This is a genomic window from Desulfoluna spongiiphila (assembly GCF_900101345.1).
GTDB classification, from domain to species: Bacteria; Desulfobacterota; Desulfobacteria; order Desulfobacterales; family Desulfolunaceae; genus Desulfoluna; species Desulfoluna spongiiphila.
Map to the genome: position 1 here is coordinate 1 of NZ_FMUX01000004.1, position 16,903 is coordinate 16,903.

The following is a 16,903-nucleotide window of genomic DNA, read 5'->3' on the forward strand; positions in this document are numbered from 1 at the left end:
CTTAATAATGAGCGTAGCAAGAGCCATTCGTGCTGATATTGCTGGGGGGCCTTGACCGGATTGAGTTAGCTTTCCATGGTACTCATTTTCAAATTCATCCCAGGGAATCAGATGACCCAATTTTACCCAGCGGTTGTCTGGGGACAATCTGCCGCCAAAAGGTAGCTCAAATTCTAAAACAAGTTGCTTCCCATTGTGCCTGTACATAAATTTTTAACCTCAAAGTGCAAGGCTTTTTCAAAAACCAGCCTGTTATCATTGCAGTTCAGGCACAAAACATATCACGTTTCGTAGCTATTTTCAGTGGAATAGATATTATTCAGCAACCTCTATATAACAATGATTGCAATGAAAAACTGACGATATAAAGTTGAGAAAGCACGCCGGCTGTTGCGGTGCAAGCCAGCAGTCGGCAGTTATCCGAAACACCCTACATAATGGAGAAATGCATGACATTCTATCGACGTGGTAAAAAGGCGGTCCGCACCATGGTGCTGTCCGCCGGTCTGGTCCTGATGGCCACAGCAGCAGTTGCAGCAGGGGCCCCCAAGTATGTGTTTTACTTTATCGGTGACGGCATGGGCCCTGCCCAGCGCCAGTCCGCTCAGTATTTCTACAAGATGGAAACCAAAAATCCCGATGCCCGGCTGCTGATGAACAGCCTGGACACCTCGGCCCTGGTAACCACCCACTCCGACAACACCCTGGTCACCGATTCCGCTGCCGGCGGTACCGCCCTGGCCACGGGGTTTAAAACCACCAACGGCCTGGTGGGCAAGCTCCCCGACGGCACCAACGTCAAAACCATTGCAGAGGCCGCCCGTGACGCCGGCTATGCGGTGGGCCTTGCCACCACGACCCGCATCACCCATGCCACCCCCGCATCGTTTTCCGCCCACAACATGAGCCGTGGCAATGAAAACGAGATCGCCGTTGACCAGCTGAACGCCAATTTTGACTACCTGGCAGGTGGCGGCTTCCGTCACTTTGTGGCCAAGGGCAATGCCGACGGCCTCAAGTCCAAGCGCAAGGACGGCCGGGATCTGGTGGCCGAGTTCAAAACCAAGGGCTACACCACCTTCATTGGAGACAAGGCGCGTGATGCCTTCCGTGCCTATGAGCCGAAAAAAGGGGAGAAAGTCCTGGCCCCGCTGTCATACAGCGCCCTGGGAATGGAAATCGATCGTCGCTTCAGCACGCAGAAAGAAAACGCCATGCCTGCGCTTTCCGAGCTGACCGCAAAGGGCATTGAGACCTTAACCGCCCAGGAGAAGCCCTTCTTCCTGATGGTTGAAGGGGGTCGCATCGACTATGCTGCCCACTGCAACGACGCCGCCGGAACCATTTACGACACCCTGGCCCTGGATGCCGCCCTGGCCGAAGCGTACGCGTTTTACAAGAAGCACCCGGAAGAGACCCTCATCGTTGTGGCTGCCGACCACGAAACCGGTGGCATGGCCATGGGCATCAGCCTCGATTCCAAGGGCTACTTCCTGAAGCTGGACGAACTCTTTAAAGTGAAAGCCTCCGTGGAGGATGTTCTGACCTATGTTTACCCCCAGATGATCACGGATTACCCTGAGGTGGCGAGCCGTCAGAAAGCCTACTTGGCTTACGTGGCAGACAACTTCGGCCTGACCGATCTCAACGCCCGTGAGCTCAAGAAGCTCAAAGCCGCTATGGCTGTTGAGGACCGGAATCAGACCCTGAAAGCCGAGCAGCAAACCACCTACGGCTACGCGTATACACCCACCATGATCGCCGTGGCTCACCTGGTCTCCGAGCGTGCCCGCATCAGCTGGACTTCCTATGTCCACACCTCTTCGGTTATCGCTCTGTCCGCGGTCGGGTACCAGGCCGAGCAGTTCGACGGCTTCAGGGACAACACAGACATTCCCCGAATCATGGCGGGTATCATGGGGGTCAAGCTCTCCTCCTTTGATGCCGTTCCGTCCAAGGCCCTTCTGGGAAAAACCGTCGGTCCCAACGAGAAGTATTCCAAAATTCCCTACGGCCACACCGAGAACGTTGCCGGGAAAAACTAAGGAACACCAAAAGGATACGTTGATCTGAAAATCAACTTCCGGTGGCCAGGGGATTTTTTTAACACTCCTCTGGCCCATCTTTTTATGATAAATCGCATCCTCATTCAGCGTCGTTTACAAAAAAAAATCTGGGTCTTGATCATCGTTTGGGCCGGGACCTGCAAAGTGCAGATTCGTAGGGTGCACTCCGTGCACCAAAATCAAAGCCCATCATGCCTCGAACACCTCGGTGAAATCAAAACCTTGGGTGCCCCGGACACGGTGCACAGAGTGCACCCTACGGGCTGGCGGCCTTTTGGGACGGTGTCATCCATAACACCCTGGTGGTCCAAACGATGACCAAGGCCAAAATCTGTTTGGCAACCTTTTTAATAGGTTGGTCCCCGGCAGAGCCGCCGGAGGCAATTTAAATTGTTTGATTTTACAGTTGCTAAGCACCGACACCCCTGATGACAGGAGGGCGGCTACGGAGACACCATGGGAGACGTGAAAAAAAACATGGAATGGGTTTTCCTTTTCATCATCCTGGCGGTGGTGTGCCTGGTGGGGCAGCGCTGGTTGCACGCCGGGGAGGAGGGCAACGTCCATGAAGTGCCCGGTACGGTCATTTCCGTGGAAAACGACGAGATCCTCCGGGCCGGGGCCGGGGCCGTCGGGGTGCAGGCCGCCACCGTGGTGATTGTTGACGGAAAGTGGAAAGGCATGCAGGTCAGGGCGATCAACCATCTGAACGGACAGCTGGACATGGATGAAATCTATGTGCCGGGGGACCGGATCCTCCTTGCCGTGCAGGAGGTGGAAGGGGAGATCACCGATGCCAAGGCCATCAACATGTATCGCCAGCACTGGGAGCTGGCTCTTTTTGCGGTTTTTGCCGCGGCCCTGGTGGTCTATTCGCGGCTCATCGGTGTAAAGGCCCTGCTTTCGTTTCTGGGGGCCCTAGGGGTGTTGTGGTGTTATTACATTCCCAACCTTCTGGAGGGGGCCGCGCCTCTCCCCTTGAGCCTTGCGGTGCTGGTGCTGCTCTCCATGGTGATCATCTTCACCGTGTCCGGCTTTACGCGCCAGGGGGTCTCGGCATTTTTGGGGACCGTCTGCGGCCTGGGCGTGACCCTCGGGTTGACCCTTTTTTTCGGGGCCAGGCTCCATCTGGGGGGGATGACCACTCCCTTTTCCACCCTGTTGCTTGTCCAGGGCGGGTACGGGTTGAACATGCAGCATATTTTCTATTCAGCCGTGCTCCTGGGAGCCTCCGGAGCGGCCATGGACATTGCCATGGACGTCAGCGTGTCCATGGGCGAAGTTAAGACCAAACGGCCCGATATCGGGGTGCGTGAGCTCATCGCCTCCGGGTTCAATGTCGGGCGGATGGTCATCGGCACCATGGCAACGACCCTGCTTCTGGCCTACTCGGGGGGGTACCTCACCATGCTCATGGTGTTTGTCTCCCAGGGCACCAGCTTTACCCGCATCGTCAACATGAAGCTTGTGGCCGCTGAAATATTCAGGATTTTAATTGGCAGCATCGGCCTGGTCATGGTGGCGCCTGTCACCGCTGTTATCGCCGGTGTGCTGCTGAATGCAAGCTGGGAAGCCTGGGGCGTGCGTCAGCCGGCGGAAAAGTAAGTGTGCGGTGATTGCCGTCGGCACACCGGACAAAAAACGGAGAAAGACCTTTTTTTAAGGCCTTTCTCCGTTTTTTGTTTTGATTCGTAACCCCACGTAAGATCCGGGGTAACGATTCAGCCCGTCTCCTGCAGAGATGGCACACCTCGCCGCCGTAGGCAGCCCGGTTAAAGATGCCTCCGGCGGCCCTGCCGGGGGCCAAACTTTTGAAAAGTTTGATAAACAGGTTTAAAAAACAGACTCGGCTTAATCTGAATTAATGGCGAATGTGATTTTCCCTGAGGAACGAAGGGGAAAGCGCATTCGCAACCAGCTTTCAAGGTGGCACACCTTGCCGCCGGAGGCAGTTTTTTTGACTCCGAAGAGGTCTTTCAAGAATCACATCCCGTTTCCGGCAGGGACTATTTTACAGAAGCAAGATACGTTTCAAAGGCTTCGAGGCCTGAGCCACCGTCTGCTGTCTGGACGCCCTTCAACCAGGTTTTGTAGACCTCGGGGTGTTTTTTCACCCAGGCAAGGCCGGCATCCACCGGTTTCAAATTCTCGTTGTCGTGGAGCATGGTCATGATCTGGTTCATCATCGATACGGGGAATTTGAAATTTTTAATGAAGGTACAGACGTTTGGGTTCTCTTTATCAAAACCGTTTCTGATATTTGTGAAGACAACGGCGGTGCCGTCATTTTTACCAAAGGTCTCAGGAGTTGAACCCGTTAGGTATTTCATATCGATGATTTCGTTCATGTGATGGGGGGCCCATCCAAGAAAAACAACCCACTTCTTCTCCCTGGAAAACGATTGGACCTGAGACAGCATGCCGGCTTCGCTTGAAGGAACAATTTCGAATTTCCCAAGGCCGAACATATTTTTATCGATCATATCCTGAATGACCGCGTTCCCGTCATTTCCCTCTTCAATGCCGTAAATCTTCCAGCCAAGTTTTTCTCCGTACTTTACAATATCCGAAAAATCCTTCAGCCCTCCGTCAACCACATAGGACGGGGCGGCGAGGGTGTATTTCGCGCCGGGCATATTGGCCACGTATTTTACGACATGCCCCCTGCTGAAATACTTGTTGGCAATTGTTTTCATGGAGGGCATCCAGTTGCCGAGAAAAACATCCGCTTCGTTTATCTCCAGGGCCTTGTATGCAATGGGGACAGAAACCATCGTGTTTTCAGCTTCATATCCCAGGCTTTCGCATATTTTTACTCCAAGTTCGGTTTTGACGGTTACTCCGGTCCAGCTGACGCTGACAAAGCGGACCTCTTTTTTCGCCATGGCTGAACCTGCAGATACAAAAGAAAAAATCATCAGAAAAAGAACAGCGAGTCTACATTGATGCGGCCTTAACATTAATATCTCCTAATATTTTGTTTACGATATGCTGTTCAATTGAGATTTCTTAAACAGCGCAATAGGGGCAGGCCGTCATTCATAATACAGCCTGTTTGTCATATTTTTGTGCTGCTAATAAGGGCTGTCGCAAAAAATAAATGTACAATTTTTACGAAAGATGCCGCTGGGATTTGACCCGAGGAAACCGCCTACGCCCATGTCAATGCGTCACTATCCAACCAACGCCAATGGGGGCCTTGATCATCGTTAAGGCCACCTTCCCGTATATCGCACCACCCGCATCATGAAGCCCGGCAGTATCCCATAACCAACATGGGTTCCCGCCTTCGCGGGAAAGACGGTACAGAGTGTGATGCCCTTCGCACCTCCTCGTCTTCCCCGGCTGCCCGGGAAAAGGGGCTGGTTGTAGCGTTTTGCTGGCCGGCACTTGCCACCTTTCGTATCGTCAAGTGACCGGAGACCCATGCCCGGAATTACATGTTCCGTCTGTAGTATGGCGACCAAAGGTAATTCGCGGTTTTTATGGTCCTGACCGAAACGATGACTAAGGCCCCAATGGGCTATGGCGCGACAAGCGATCCGTCTTCGCCGTGACATGGGGAAAGGCGCATTCGCAACCTGCTTTCAAGGTGGCTCACCTTGCCGCCGGAGGCTTTTTTTCTTGAAGCCTTAGTTACCAAACCAGTTGACGGGTTTGGTGTTGAAATTCTGGAAGACATGTTTCAATTCGCAATACTCTTCAAGGCCGGTCATGCCGAGTTCCCTTCCCATTCCCGACTGCTTGTAGCCACCCCATGGGGCTTGTGCAAAATAGACATTGAAGTCGTTTACCCAGACGGTGCCGAACCTCAACTTCCTGGACATTCGTTCTATTCTTGCCGGGTCGTTGGTCCAGAATCCTGCTGACAGTCCGTGGTCGGTATCATTTGCAAGCCTCAGTGCCTCTTCTTCGCCCTCAAATTTTTCAACCGTAATAACCGGCCCGAAACTCTCTTCCCGGATGATTCTCATCTGTGATGTACAGCCAGTAAAAAGAGTGGGGAGGTAGAAAAATCCGTTTTCAAGTTCAGGGGCTTCTGGTCGTCGTCCTCCAAGGACAAGGGTTGCTCCCTCCTTCTTCGCCAGGTCGACGTAGTCTTCTATCTTGGATCTGTGTTCCTCGGAGATGAGGGGGCCCATCTGGGTATTGGCATCAAAGCCGTTGCCGAGTTGAATTTTTTCCATTCGTTTTTGAAGCTCGGAAACAAACCGGTCGTGGATGGAAGCCTCAACCATCAGTCGCGCACCCGCAGAGCAGATTTGACCGGCATGGAAGAAGACGGCATTCATGGCAAAATCGAGGGCTGTGTCGAAGTCTGCATCTGAAAAGACAATATTGGGATTTTTGCCCCCAAGCTCCAGTGCAATTTTTTTAACATTTGAGCTTGCGGCCTGAATGATCTTTTTCCCTGTCTCTATCCCCCCGGTAAACGAGATGAGGTCAACATCAGGGGACTCCGCAAGCTCGGAGCCGACACCCTCTCCCGGACCAAGGACAAGGTTTACAACCCCGGGGGGAAAACCGGCTTCTTCGGCAAGCTCGGTGATTTTCACTGTGGTAAGAGGTGTGATCTCACTTGGTTTCATGACGATGGTACACCCTGCCGCAAGGGCAGGCGCCATTTTCCATGACGCCTGAAGAAGGGGGTAGTTCCATGGAGAGATCTGGCCGCAGACGCCGACAGGCTCCCGAACCACCACACTGGATGTGTCAGGGATCGGCGAATCAATGATGTCCCCCCGGTTCTCGTCGGCAAGAGACGCATAGTATTTGAAGACATCGGCGATTCCATCCATGTCCCACCGACTCTCCTCGACCGTTTTACCTGTATCGAGACTCTCAAGTATGGCGAGTTCTTCATGGTCTCTCAGGATAAGATCACGAATTTTGGATAGAAAGCGGCCTCTTTCACTGCCTGTGAGGGTGGGCCATACCCCGAAATCAAACGCTTGTCTTGCCGCTGCGATGGCTTTTTTACTGTCCGAAGCATTCCCTTCGGCAACAACTGCAATCCCCTCTGAATTATAAGGGTTTATGATTTTGCGGGTTCTCCCGGAGAGCGAATCGACCCATTCCCCATTGATAAACATCTTTTTATTCAGCAAAACACACCTCTCCCTGTTATTTGTGCCTGTACCATGGCGTTTTGGAGGGTGCCTCCGGCTTTTTCCCGAGGATCAAGTCGGCCGCTTTTTCCGCGATCATCATGACAGGGGCATAGATATTCCCATTGGTGACAAAGGGCATGACCGATGCGTCAACCACCCTCAGGTTTTCGACGCCGTGGACCTTGAGCTCCGCATCCACAACGGCCATGTCATCGTAGCCCATTTTGCAGGTACAGCTTGGGTGGTATGCGCTCTCCCCCTCACGTTTCACAAAGTCGAGAATCTCTTCATCACTTTGAGCCTCGGCACCGGGGGCCAGTTCTTTTCCCCGTAATTCGTCAAAGCCGGGCTGACCGATGATCTCCCTCGATTTTTTAATGGCCTCGACCCACTCTTTTTGCTCTTGCTCTGTGGAAAGATAGTTAAACAAGATGGAGGGGTACTCTTTCGGATCTTTCGATTTGATCTTGACATGACCCCGTACATCCGAGTTCATGGGGCCGACATGGAGCTGGAATCCATGACCTTCCAGGGGAGCGGAGCCGTCATATCGGATAGCGATGGGGAGAAAATGGAACTGAAGGTTCGGATAGGCCACCTCATCATTTCCCCGGATGAAACCCCCTGCCTCAAAGTGGTTGGTTGCCGCAGCGCCTTTTCTTTGAAACAGCCACTGGGCACCGATACGGGGCTGCCTGTACCACTTCAGGGCAGGAAACATGCTGACAGGTTTTTTACACGCATACTGGACATACAGTTCAAGGTGATCCTGGAGGTTCTCACCGACCCCTTTAAGATCCTTTACCACATCTATCCCAAGGGATTTCAGATGATTTCCGTCACCGATTCCCGAAAGCTGTAGGAGTTGCGGGGAGTTTATTGCGCCTCCGCAGCATATGATTTCGCTGCCGTAGACCGTCACTCTCTTTTTTCCCTTGTGAAGATACTCCACGCCAACAGCTTTTTTACCCTCAAAGAGAATTTTTGTTGCGTGGGCATGGCACTGGATCTTGAGGTTTTTTCTCTTCTTTTTTACGGGGTGGATATAGGCTCTGGCGGCGTTGTGTCTGCGACCCATGTGGATGTTCTGGTCAAATTTTGAAAACCCTTCCTGCTGATATCCGTTGACATCTTCCGTCAACGGGTAGCCTGCTTCCTGAACCGCCTTGAAAAACGCCCTGAAAAGGGGATTGTCACATTCCGGGGTTGTTATTTTTAAAGGACCCGCGGCCCCGTGGTACGCGTTGGCACCCGTAAGGCGTGTTTCATACTTTTTAAAGTAAGGAAGGCAGTGTGCATAGTCCCAGGCTTCAAGCCCTTTCTCCTGTGACCATTTTTCATAATCCAAGGCATTGCCGCGAATATAGATCATGCCGTTTATACAGCTTGAACCGCCCAGAACCTTCCCCCGAGGCTGATACACCCGCCTGTTTTTCATGTGGGGCTCGGGGTCGGACTCGTAATACCAGTTGTAAAATCTGCTTTTAAGGGGATAGGTGAGTGCTGCAGGCATGTGAATTCTGAAATCCCACCTGTAATCCGGTCTTCCGGCTTCAAGCACAAGCACTTTATTTGACGCATCGGCGCTGAGTCGGTTGGCAAGGACACTGCCGGCAGAACCACCGCCAACTATAACGTAATCGTATTTTTCAATGGTCATAAATCCTCCAGAATAATAATATCAACCGGCCGTAATCAGCCTGACCTTATTCCTCTACGGTGAGAAACCGAATTTCTTTACCCAACGGCTCACCATGTTTATCGTTGATGCATTTTCGTAAAAGGGAGTAGTGATACCCGATATAGGAAAGGGCCTTCATAATCTCACCGTTTTTGATCTCCCTTGCGGTATCTCTCCAGTTGTTGACGGTTAATTTCCTGTAGTGCTCCTCTTCGTAAAGGGCATAGTCGTAGGATGAAAACCCAAGCTGGATCGCCTGCATGATCCATACAAAAAGGGGGTTTTTTGACATCTGTGCCAGAAGCGTGTTGAGCTCCCTGTCTGTCTCCCCTATATGATCCATGTTTACGTCCTCAGCTGAAACCAGCGACGTAAACTCCAGGCTTTTTTCATAAAGCAGGTTTTTTTCTTCGGTGCTTCCCTGTGCAATGGCGAGCATTGTGATGGTCTTGTCGATGCTCTCCCGGAATACGATGAGCTGTTCAGGATCTATTTGTTTCTGCTTTAAGAAAAGGGCCAGCGATGCGCTCGCATTTGCCACATCCGCCTCTTTAACAAAGGCGCCGCCTTTTGACCCTTTCTTTACTTCAACAAGGTCTTTTTGTTTGAGAATACGAAGTGCTTCTCTTATAACGCCGCGGCCTGTTCCGAAATGAACCTGAAGTTCCCTTTCACTCGGAAGCTTGTCTCCGGGACGGAATGCGCCACCCATGATGGCGGCTTCAATCTGAAGAGAGACATCTTCAACAGCTCTGCCGGGCTGTGCCGGTTTAAAGACCGGTTTATCTGCCATATCCTGATTTTTCTGCAATGGTACTACCATAGTTTTTACTATATCCATCGAATTTGCCAGATTAACTATCTGTATTTGCTCAGTTAAAAAAGTGAACATTATTTTTGGTATGGCCAATACTCACATTCAATCCGGGAGATGTCAATGGATTTTATCCTGTGTTGAGTGTTTGTGATTTGCTTATTTGTAATTAAAGTGAATCATATCAAGCGGAAAGAAAGACCATGTATGCGATGGGTTTGGTAGGAACATACGTTGCATTGGGCGTACCATTTGGGCCGGGTCAGGAAAGAAAGGCGGGGGATGATTTGTAAGGGGTAGGGTTTACAGATAAAAACACATACCCGTGGGCGGGAAAAGTTGCTTAGGATTTTGCCTGCGCGAACCCACGTGGGGGGGAGGGGAGTAGCTACGGCACGTGGACACTGTCCGCTAACCCGGATATTTTATGGGGAAATGACTTGTTTGAACGGAATGATCGTTATTGCAGTGGGTTGTTGCGGGGGGCACCTGTTGCCTCGTAACCGAAACGCTTTTGCTGCGTTTTTTTGCATAAAAGCGATTCGGCGGAGGCAATGGAATCAGGTCTGGTTAGAATAACCGGTTATCGTCGGCGCTGTTGATGAAGCAGCTCGATGAAGAGGATGAGGGGCTCTCCATGGGGGCTGCAGGTTCCTCGGGCGTGGTCTCTTTCAGGGTGGTTATGACCAGCCCATTGTATTTCTCGGCCAGGGCCCCGTGCAGCGTTCCGTCCTTTACAAAGGCCGAGGTCTGCTCGGCGCTGCTTTTCGTGCTGTAGGAGGCAACGGCTTTGGGGGCTTCGGGGTTGCTGATGTCAAAGGCGGTGAGTCCGCCTTCCCCTGCGGTGGCAAAGGCTATCTGGTTTTCGATGTCCAGGTGGTTGTAGGTGCCGGTATCCGGGGGCGGGATGAGGGCCACGGTTCCGGGAATGGCAAGGGGATTGGTCACGTCTTCGATGATGATGCCCCGGCTCTGGTCCGCGATGAGGGCATAGATCCTGCCACCCTGGGCAAAGACGGCCACGGCCACGGCGGTTCCGGGGGTGTCTTTTTCCGCCACAACGGCAGGGGATTCAGGGTTGGCGATGTCCACGATTTTAAGGCCCCGTTCGTCTGCAAAATAGGCATGGGTGCCGAGGGTGGCGACGTCTTTCGCCGCGCCCGGTGTAAACCCTGCGGTGGTTGCGGCCCTGGGGGATCCGGGGGTTGCCGGGGTGGTGATATCGATGACCAGGTACGGCTGGCTGGCTCCGTTGGCCACGCAGGCGTACGTTTTGGCCCCTGAGGCAAAGGTCGCCACGGCCGTGGCGGTGTCGGAGGTGCTTGTGGTGGAAAACAGCACGGGGGCGGATTTGGTGGACACGTCCACAAGGGTCAGCCCCCTGGTGCCGTCTGCGATGCAGGCGACGTTTCCGGATACGGCGATATCGTACGCGGGGCCTCCATTTTCGTAAAAGCCTTTCAGGAGAAGGGAAGAGGGCTCGGCGGCGTTAAAAATGAAGAGACCGCTGTCGCCGTCCAGGAGATAGACATGGTCGGCTTCATGCCAGACCGCGTCTCCGCTTACCGGGGAAGGAACGGTCTGGGTGTGGGCCGGGGCGGACGGGGTGGCCACATCGATTTTCTGCAGGCCGTTTTCGGCAGCGGCCATGAAGGCGTCATCCCCAACAAGGTCCACGCTGTAAGACCCCCGGGTGTGTGTGTCGTAGGAGCCGATAATCGGGTAGTCAAGGACCTCACCATCCACGGGAGTGGCCGAAAAGTCGATGACCTGAAGGCCTTTGTCCCCGTCTGCAAGAAATCCGGTGAGGTTTGAGACCGTGATCCCCGTGGCATCCCCCGGGCTGAGGCTCCGCCCTGTGTTGACGATGGGGCTGTCTCCGAGGGTGGCTCCGGGGACAAGGACCTTGAGCTTGGACGCCACGGAGTATTCGGCGTAGGCATCCATGGCCGTGACGTAGGCGTAGAAGCGCCCGTCCGGAGCTTCGGCTGCAAAGAGTCCTGTGACCAGGGCGATGGAGCCGTACAGGAGGTTGCTTCGCATGTCTTTGGACACAGGGGCGGCGATGACCTTGGGGTCGGTGACATCAAAGACCCGCATGCCGTAGTAATAGTCGAGGACCAGGGCATAGGTCCTGCTGTCGTAGCGGCAGGCCGCGGCATTGGTGTAGCCGCCGGTGGTTTTGTAAGTGCCGTTGATGTCGGGCTGCTTGTATCCGGAGATCCGGTCGGCGGTCTGGGTTGTCAGGGGCTCTTCCACGGGGGCATCCGGATCGGTGACGTTGATGACCCGCATGCCGAAGTTCATGTCCGCAAGGAAAATAAAGCCGTCATAATACCCGAGGCCCCTGGCGTCGATCTCCGGCACGGCCTGGGTCTGCGTTTCAGAAATGAGCCGCGAGCCCGGGTTGCCCGGGGCCTGGCTCAGGGTCCCCCTGGGGACCGACGCCGCAGCTGACGGCGCTCCGGTAAGCCCCGACAGGTCGTAGATGAGCAGGCCGCTCTTTCCGGCGGCGACATACAAGGTCTCTGCTCCGGGGGTTGAGTCGTAGTGAATATCGTGGATGACGGTGCTCGTTTCCACACGGAAGGCACTGACCGGGGCCATGGTGTCGCTTGTGAGGATGGAGACGGTATCCCCCACAGACCATATGACAAGGGGCTCGGTGTAGTTCACGTGGGCCCCGGAGTCCACGGCATTGGGCGATGGGTTCAGAAAGGAGGCCACAGGGGTGTAGGGCCATCTGGCGATGGCGCTCAACGAGGTGGTCGCGTCGGCATTGACTGTAACAGCGCAGAGGACGACCAGGGCGAGGAGGCAGTGTTTTAAGCTCATGAAGAATTCCTCCGTGCAGGAACGGGTTCTTGGTGTGTATGGCGTTGAAATCGTCTTGACCGAAAACACATGGGTTAAAAGGCCACCGTGGCTGAAACGCCCAAGGCCTCCTCGTCACCGAGCCGTGATTCAACGGTAAGGGAGATGGCTCCGGGCAGCTGCACGGATGCACCGACAACAAAGCCGACGTTTTTTGTCCAGGTAATGTCGTCTTCGTAGTCGATATACCCCTGGGGGTACCAGTAACTCTGGATGGTTTTATTGATGTAGTGCTCGTTGCCGGTGATGCTTGAGATCCTGGCCCCGGCATAGGGGTGCACGCGCCCGAAGTCGGCTGCGAGGACGATGGCGAGCTGAATTTCGTCCAAGGTGGCGGAGTAAAACGTGCCGTTTTCGCTTAAGCTGTCGTCTTCAAAGTCAAACCGGCGGTATGTGATATCCATGCCGAGGGTAAGGGGGACGGTGCCTCTGAAGGTCCCCTTGTGCAACAGCACCGTGGTACCGATGCCATAGTAAAGATCTGAGTCCGACTCGAAATCACTGCTGGTTTCAAATCCGAAGTTGACGGTGGTGTCGGTGTGGATGAAGGTCAGCTCGGTGTCACAGACGCCGGTGAGGGCATAGAGGGTCCAGGCGTCGGTCAACACGGCCCCGATGCGTGTGCCCATGCAGGTGAAGGTGCTTTCTGAGGCGCGGACCTGTTCATAGTGCCTTACCTCTTCGGTGGACGACCTGGGGTCGTCCCACCGAACGCGTCGTTGCTGGTCGTCCAGGCTGTTGTCCTGGCTGTCGTACTCTGCTGAGATAAACAGGGTCCGGGAGCCCGGGGTTTTAAACAGCCTGTCGTTCCACAGGGCCGGATCTCCGATGTTTCCCACGGGTGCGCACCGCCCCGAGGCTGCGTGCAGAAAAAGAAGCAACAGGGTGGCAGTCAAGAGTGTTCGTGTGTGCCGTATTCCCATCATATTTTTGCTTGACCTTTCACCTTCAGTCCATCATTAGCCCTTTGTATCTCCACCTCAAGCCGGAAAAATTCGGCGCCGGGTTTTTCTTTCAGGGCGATGCCGTGCAGGGTGGTGTTGGAGCCAAAGACGATGGGCACGGACTTCAGAAAGCCCATGTACCTGTTTTCCGTTAAGGTGCCGTTGACACAGATGCCCCATCGGTCCTCCACGAGTGCCTTGTAGGCCAGGGTGTTGCCGTCGGGGCTGAAGCAGGGCGGGCCGACATCCTCAAAGGGTGCCTGCTCCGTGCCGTTGACCACCATGGTCCGGTTTTCCCCCCGGGTTGCCACATAGGCGATGGTTGACGAGTCCGGGCTGAACTCCGGGCGCTTGACCTCGTCGTAGGGTTGGCCTTCGACGCCGTCTTTGACGATGAACCATCGGTTGCTTTTCATGGCCCTGTATGCCAGGTGCCTGCCGTCCGGGCTGAAGACGGGCATGCCCACGGAGTCGTATTTTTTCCCTTTTTTCCCATTGACCACCACAACGGGTTTGTTTTTCCTGATGCCGACGTATGCCAGCCTGGACGAATCGGCATTGGAGATGGTGGGGCCGAGCACATCGAATTTCGGGCCCGCTTTGCCGTCTGAGATCACCACCCATTTTTTCCCTTTTTGTGCGGAGTAGGAGAGATGGGCGGAATCGGGGCTGAAAAGGGGCGCACTTACGGTGCGGTATGGCTCGTGTTCCTTGCCGTCCTCAACGATGAGGAGCATGTTGTCGGCCTGGGCCACACAGGCCAGGTGGTTGGAATCGGGGCTCCATGTGATGGCGCTGATGTTTTCGTAGGCCTTGCCTTCCGTGCCGTCGCAGACAAGGATCCACTGTTTTTTTTTCAGGGCCGCAAAGGCAAAGTGGGTGGAATCCGGGCTGAAGGCGGGCTCTTTGACGCCGTCGTAGGGACCGTGTTTTTTGCCCCCCACCACGGCAAACCATTCTTTGTTGTTGGCAGCCAGGATGGCTGTCTTTTTCGAATCGGGGCTGAACAGAGGCTGGCCGTTCACAAAATCGAAGCGTTCCCCGATTTTGCCGTCCACCATGGCTGCCTGTTTTTTCCCTTCCTGGATCCGGCAGGCCCAGGAGGTTCCGTCCGGGCTGAAGGTGAGGTCCGTGGCCCCGTCAAGGCCCGGGCTTTTTATTCCGTCCACAACGGTGAAGGCTTTGTTGTTTTCATAGACAATATAGGCCACGCGGTCTGTATGCAGGCTGAAGATCGGGGTGCCTTTGGCGATGGCCTCCACGTCCGGGCCTTTTTTGCCGTCAACGTGAACCGCCATTTTATCGTTGATCCTGGTGGCATAGGCCAGGTGATCGGCGTCCGGCAGGTTGACCCGGATTCCGTAGACTTTGGCCCCGGCAGGGACTTTTCCCAAAGAGACGGGGGTCTCTTTGAGCCTGACTTCCTGAAGCAGGGGGGGGGACGATCCGTCCTCCGTGCCGAAGGCGGTATTGCCCGCGGGCAGGAGCAGGAGCATGGGCAGCACAAACGCAGATGCCCGGAACCATGACGACTTATTCCGGAATTTCATGGGACGGTATGTCACTTTCTTCATGCGTCTCCTTTTTTCTCTTTTTAAACGGATTGAGTTTCCCAACCAGGTGTTTGACGGTCTCCAGCTGGTGGTGAAGGAGCTCCATCTGGACCTCAAGGGGCATCTCGATGGAGAACCCGGCCATGTAGATGGCAGCTTCCTGCTCGTAATCGAGGCCCGCATAGTGGTTGCCCATTTTGGTGAAATCGGTGGAGTTGAGGTTGGTGCTTTCGTTGTTGGCCAGCTTCAACTCGTCGGAGAGGAGAAGGCCAAGGGTCAGGTTGAGTTTGATCCCCTTGTCGAGCTTCAGCCCCACACCGGCTCCGTAGAGGGTGGCATCGGGGAGGAAATAGAGGGCGTCCATCTGGTCCTCGTTCAATGAGGTGGGGCGTCGCTCGTAGCCCAGGCGAAAGGCCAGGTTGTCGGTGGCCTGGTATTCCAGGGCGGCGCTCCAGTGCCAGGTGTCCTTCATGTTCCGGTCCACGACATAGTCGTTGTCGCCGTGGGCGTAGCCCAGGAGCTTTGCGATTCGCAGGATTTGGATCCGCTGGTCGAAGGTGAACCGGTCCTCCTCCACCACGGACCAGTTGGCCCAGTGGAGGTCTGCCAGGATTTTGAGGCGGCTGAAGGGCTTGACCATGATGCCGGTCTGGACCCTCATGGGGAAGGTCTGGGTGGAGGTGACGGTGCCTGTTTGCTCCTCCACCGGGATAAAGGGGAGATCCAGCATGCCCGCACCCTGCATGGTCATCTCGGTTTTCCCGTTCCACTCCACATGGCGCTGGAACTGCTCGCTGTAGGTCCAGGTGTACTCTCCGGTGAGCTCGGCCACCGATTCGCTCTGGTAGCAGATGCCGAAGGAGAACCACTCCTTGGGTCGCCAGAGGAGCCCCAGGTTGAAGGAGGGGACGAAATCGTCGCGCAGTTCGTCCAGTTGCAGGCTCAGGACATGCTCATAGGGTCCCAGGCCGCCCCCCAGCCAGGGCGGGGGCAGGGTCTGTTCGGAGACCACGGGGATCTCCAGGTCCTGGGTGGCATCGCCGATGACGCGGGTCATGGCCACCAGCTCGTTGGGGGTCCGCAGGTCGACTTCCACCCCCATGGCACGCTGGGCAAATCCCACGGAGACCCCCACGGACAGGGTGTTGGACAGCCTCAGGGAGGCCGACGGGGCGGCATAGACCAGGTGCTGGGTGTAGACGGACTTGGCGCTGAACCGGTAGGGGTCGTCCTCGTCGCCGTGGACAAACCCGGCGCCGTAGGGGACATAGTTGGCAATGCCAAAGGTCCAGGGGCTGTTTTTCTTTCGTGTGGCGATGCCGAGGTTGGGGCTGGGCATCACGGGGACCTCCACGGGGCCGACAAAGGGGATGTACATCTGGTTGGCCGAGTTGGTCCCTTCGGCGCCGTCTAAGGGGTCGGGGCCGGCGTGGTCGCTGTTGGGGTCCGTCTCCTTGGAGTAGGTGTCCGGCCATTTGTCGGGGTCCGGCCCCCACTGGCCGCTCATGAGCCCCGGCCAATCGGGATCGGAGTTGAACCGGCCGGTTCGCTCGATATTGGCCAGCACCAGGCTGTTGCCGAAGGTTTTCCCCTCCGGGAGGAGGGAGAGCCCGGCCGGGTTGTAGTGGATGGACATGATGCCGGGGGGATCGGCGGTGACGGTGTTGGCAAGGGAGAGGGCCAGGGCGTCAGTGGCCACTTGCTCATTGAACACGGCCCGGGACGGGGGAGGGGAGGCAAAGACAAAAACCATGACGCAGACCAGGTACGCGGCACATCGCCATGGCGCTGCCATCATGAACTCCGTCTTCGGTGAGGGTCGTTTTTTGCTGTTACATAACAAGACAGTTATTCCTCCGC

At 55.1% G+C, this 16,903-nt stretch carries 10 protein-coding genes and 1 pseudogene; 2 read left to right on the forward strand and 9 right to left on the reverse strand.

Translation table 11 applies throughout. The features are described 5' to 3' along the window. A pseudogene (locus tag BLQ12_RS27670) lies at positions 1–207 on the reverse strand (IS5/IS1182 family transposase); the annotation flags it as partial. 242 nt (positions 208–449) lie between these two features. On the opposite strand from BLQ12_RS27670, the gene BLQ12_RS06940 reads away from it, so the two are divergent. Together BLQ12_RS06940 and BLQ12_RS06945 are read left to right on the forward strand one after the other, a co-directional pair. Continuing rightward, the gene (locus BLQ12_RS06940; protein WP_175469561.1) at positions 450–2,045 is read left to right on the forward strand and encodes an alkaline phosphatase; all 1,596 of its coding nucleotides are present in this window, start codon (positions 450–452) and stop codon (positions 2,043–2,045) included. A 477-nt stretch (positions 2,046–2,522) separates the two neighbouring features. After that, positions 2,523–3,671: a YibE/F family protein gene (locus tag BLQ12_RS06945; RefSeq protein ID WP_092209660.1), complete on the forward strand. Its 1,149-nt coding sequence runs from the start codon at positions 2,523–2,525 to the stop codon at positions 3,669–3,671. Between the two features lie 401 nt (positions 3,672–4,072). Here BLQ12_RS06945 and BLQ12_RS06950 read toward each other — a convergent pair whose 3' ends face one another. From BLQ12_RS06950 to BLQ12_RS06985, 8 genes are all read right to left on the reverse strand, one after another. Then, complete coding sequence (locus BLQ12_RS06950; RefSeq protein ID WP_217640251.1) at positions 4,073–4,951, reverse strand: ABC transporter substrate-binding protein; 879 nt, start codon at positions 4,949–4,951, stop codon at positions 4,073–4,075. Positions 4,952–5,698: 747 nt separating this feature from the next. Continuing rightward, entirely contained in the window at positions 5,699–7,174 is a 1,476-nt protein-coding gene (gene betB, locus BLQ12_RS06955; protein WP_092209664.1) for a betaine-aldehyde dehydrogenase, read from the reverse strand. A gap of 16 nt (positions 7,175–7,190) precedes the next feature. Continuing rightward, entirely contained in the window at positions 7,191–8,837 is a 1,647-nt protein-coding gene (betA, locus tag BLQ12_RS06960; RefSeq protein WP_092209666.1) for a choline dehydrogenase, read from the reverse strand. A 46-nt stretch (positions 8,838–8,883) separates the two neighbouring features. After that, on the reverse strand, positions 8,884–9,699 hold the full coding sequence (locus BLQ12_RS06965) for a FadR/GntR family transcriptional regulator (protein ID WP_217640252.1): 816 nt from the start codon (positions 9,697–9,699) through the stop codon (positions 8,884–8,886). A gap of 543 nt (positions 9,700–10,242) precedes the next feature. Beyond that, complete coding sequence (locus tag BLQ12_RS06970; protein WP_092209668.1) at positions 10,243–12,507, reverse strand: LVIVD repeat-containing protein; 2,265 nt, start codon at positions 12,505–12,507, stop codon at positions 10,243–10,245. A 74-nt stretch (positions 12,508–12,581) separates the two neighbouring features. Further along, positions 12,582–13,385: a hypothetical protein gene (locus tag BLQ12_RS06975; protein WP_139163884.1), complete on the reverse strand. Its 804-nt coding sequence runs from the start codon at positions 13,383–13,385 to the stop codon at positions 12,582–12,584. An 83-nt stretch (positions 13,386–13,468) separates the two neighbouring features. Continuing rightward, entirely contained in the window at positions 13,469–15,064 is a 1,596-nt protein-coding gene (locus BLQ12_RS06980; RefSeq protein WP_175469562.1) for a PD40 domain-containing protein, read from the reverse strand. Continuing rightward, positions 15,024–16,841 (reverse strand): OmpP1/FadL family transporter, encoded by a 1,818-nt coding sequence (locus BLQ12_RS06985; protein WP_092209673.1) that lies wholly within the window; start codon positions 16,839–16,841, stop codon positions 15,024–15,026. The genes BLQ12_RS06980 and BLQ12_RS06985 overlap by 41 nt, the downstream gene beginning before the upstream one ends. Positions 16,842–16,903 lie beyond the last annotated feature (62 nt).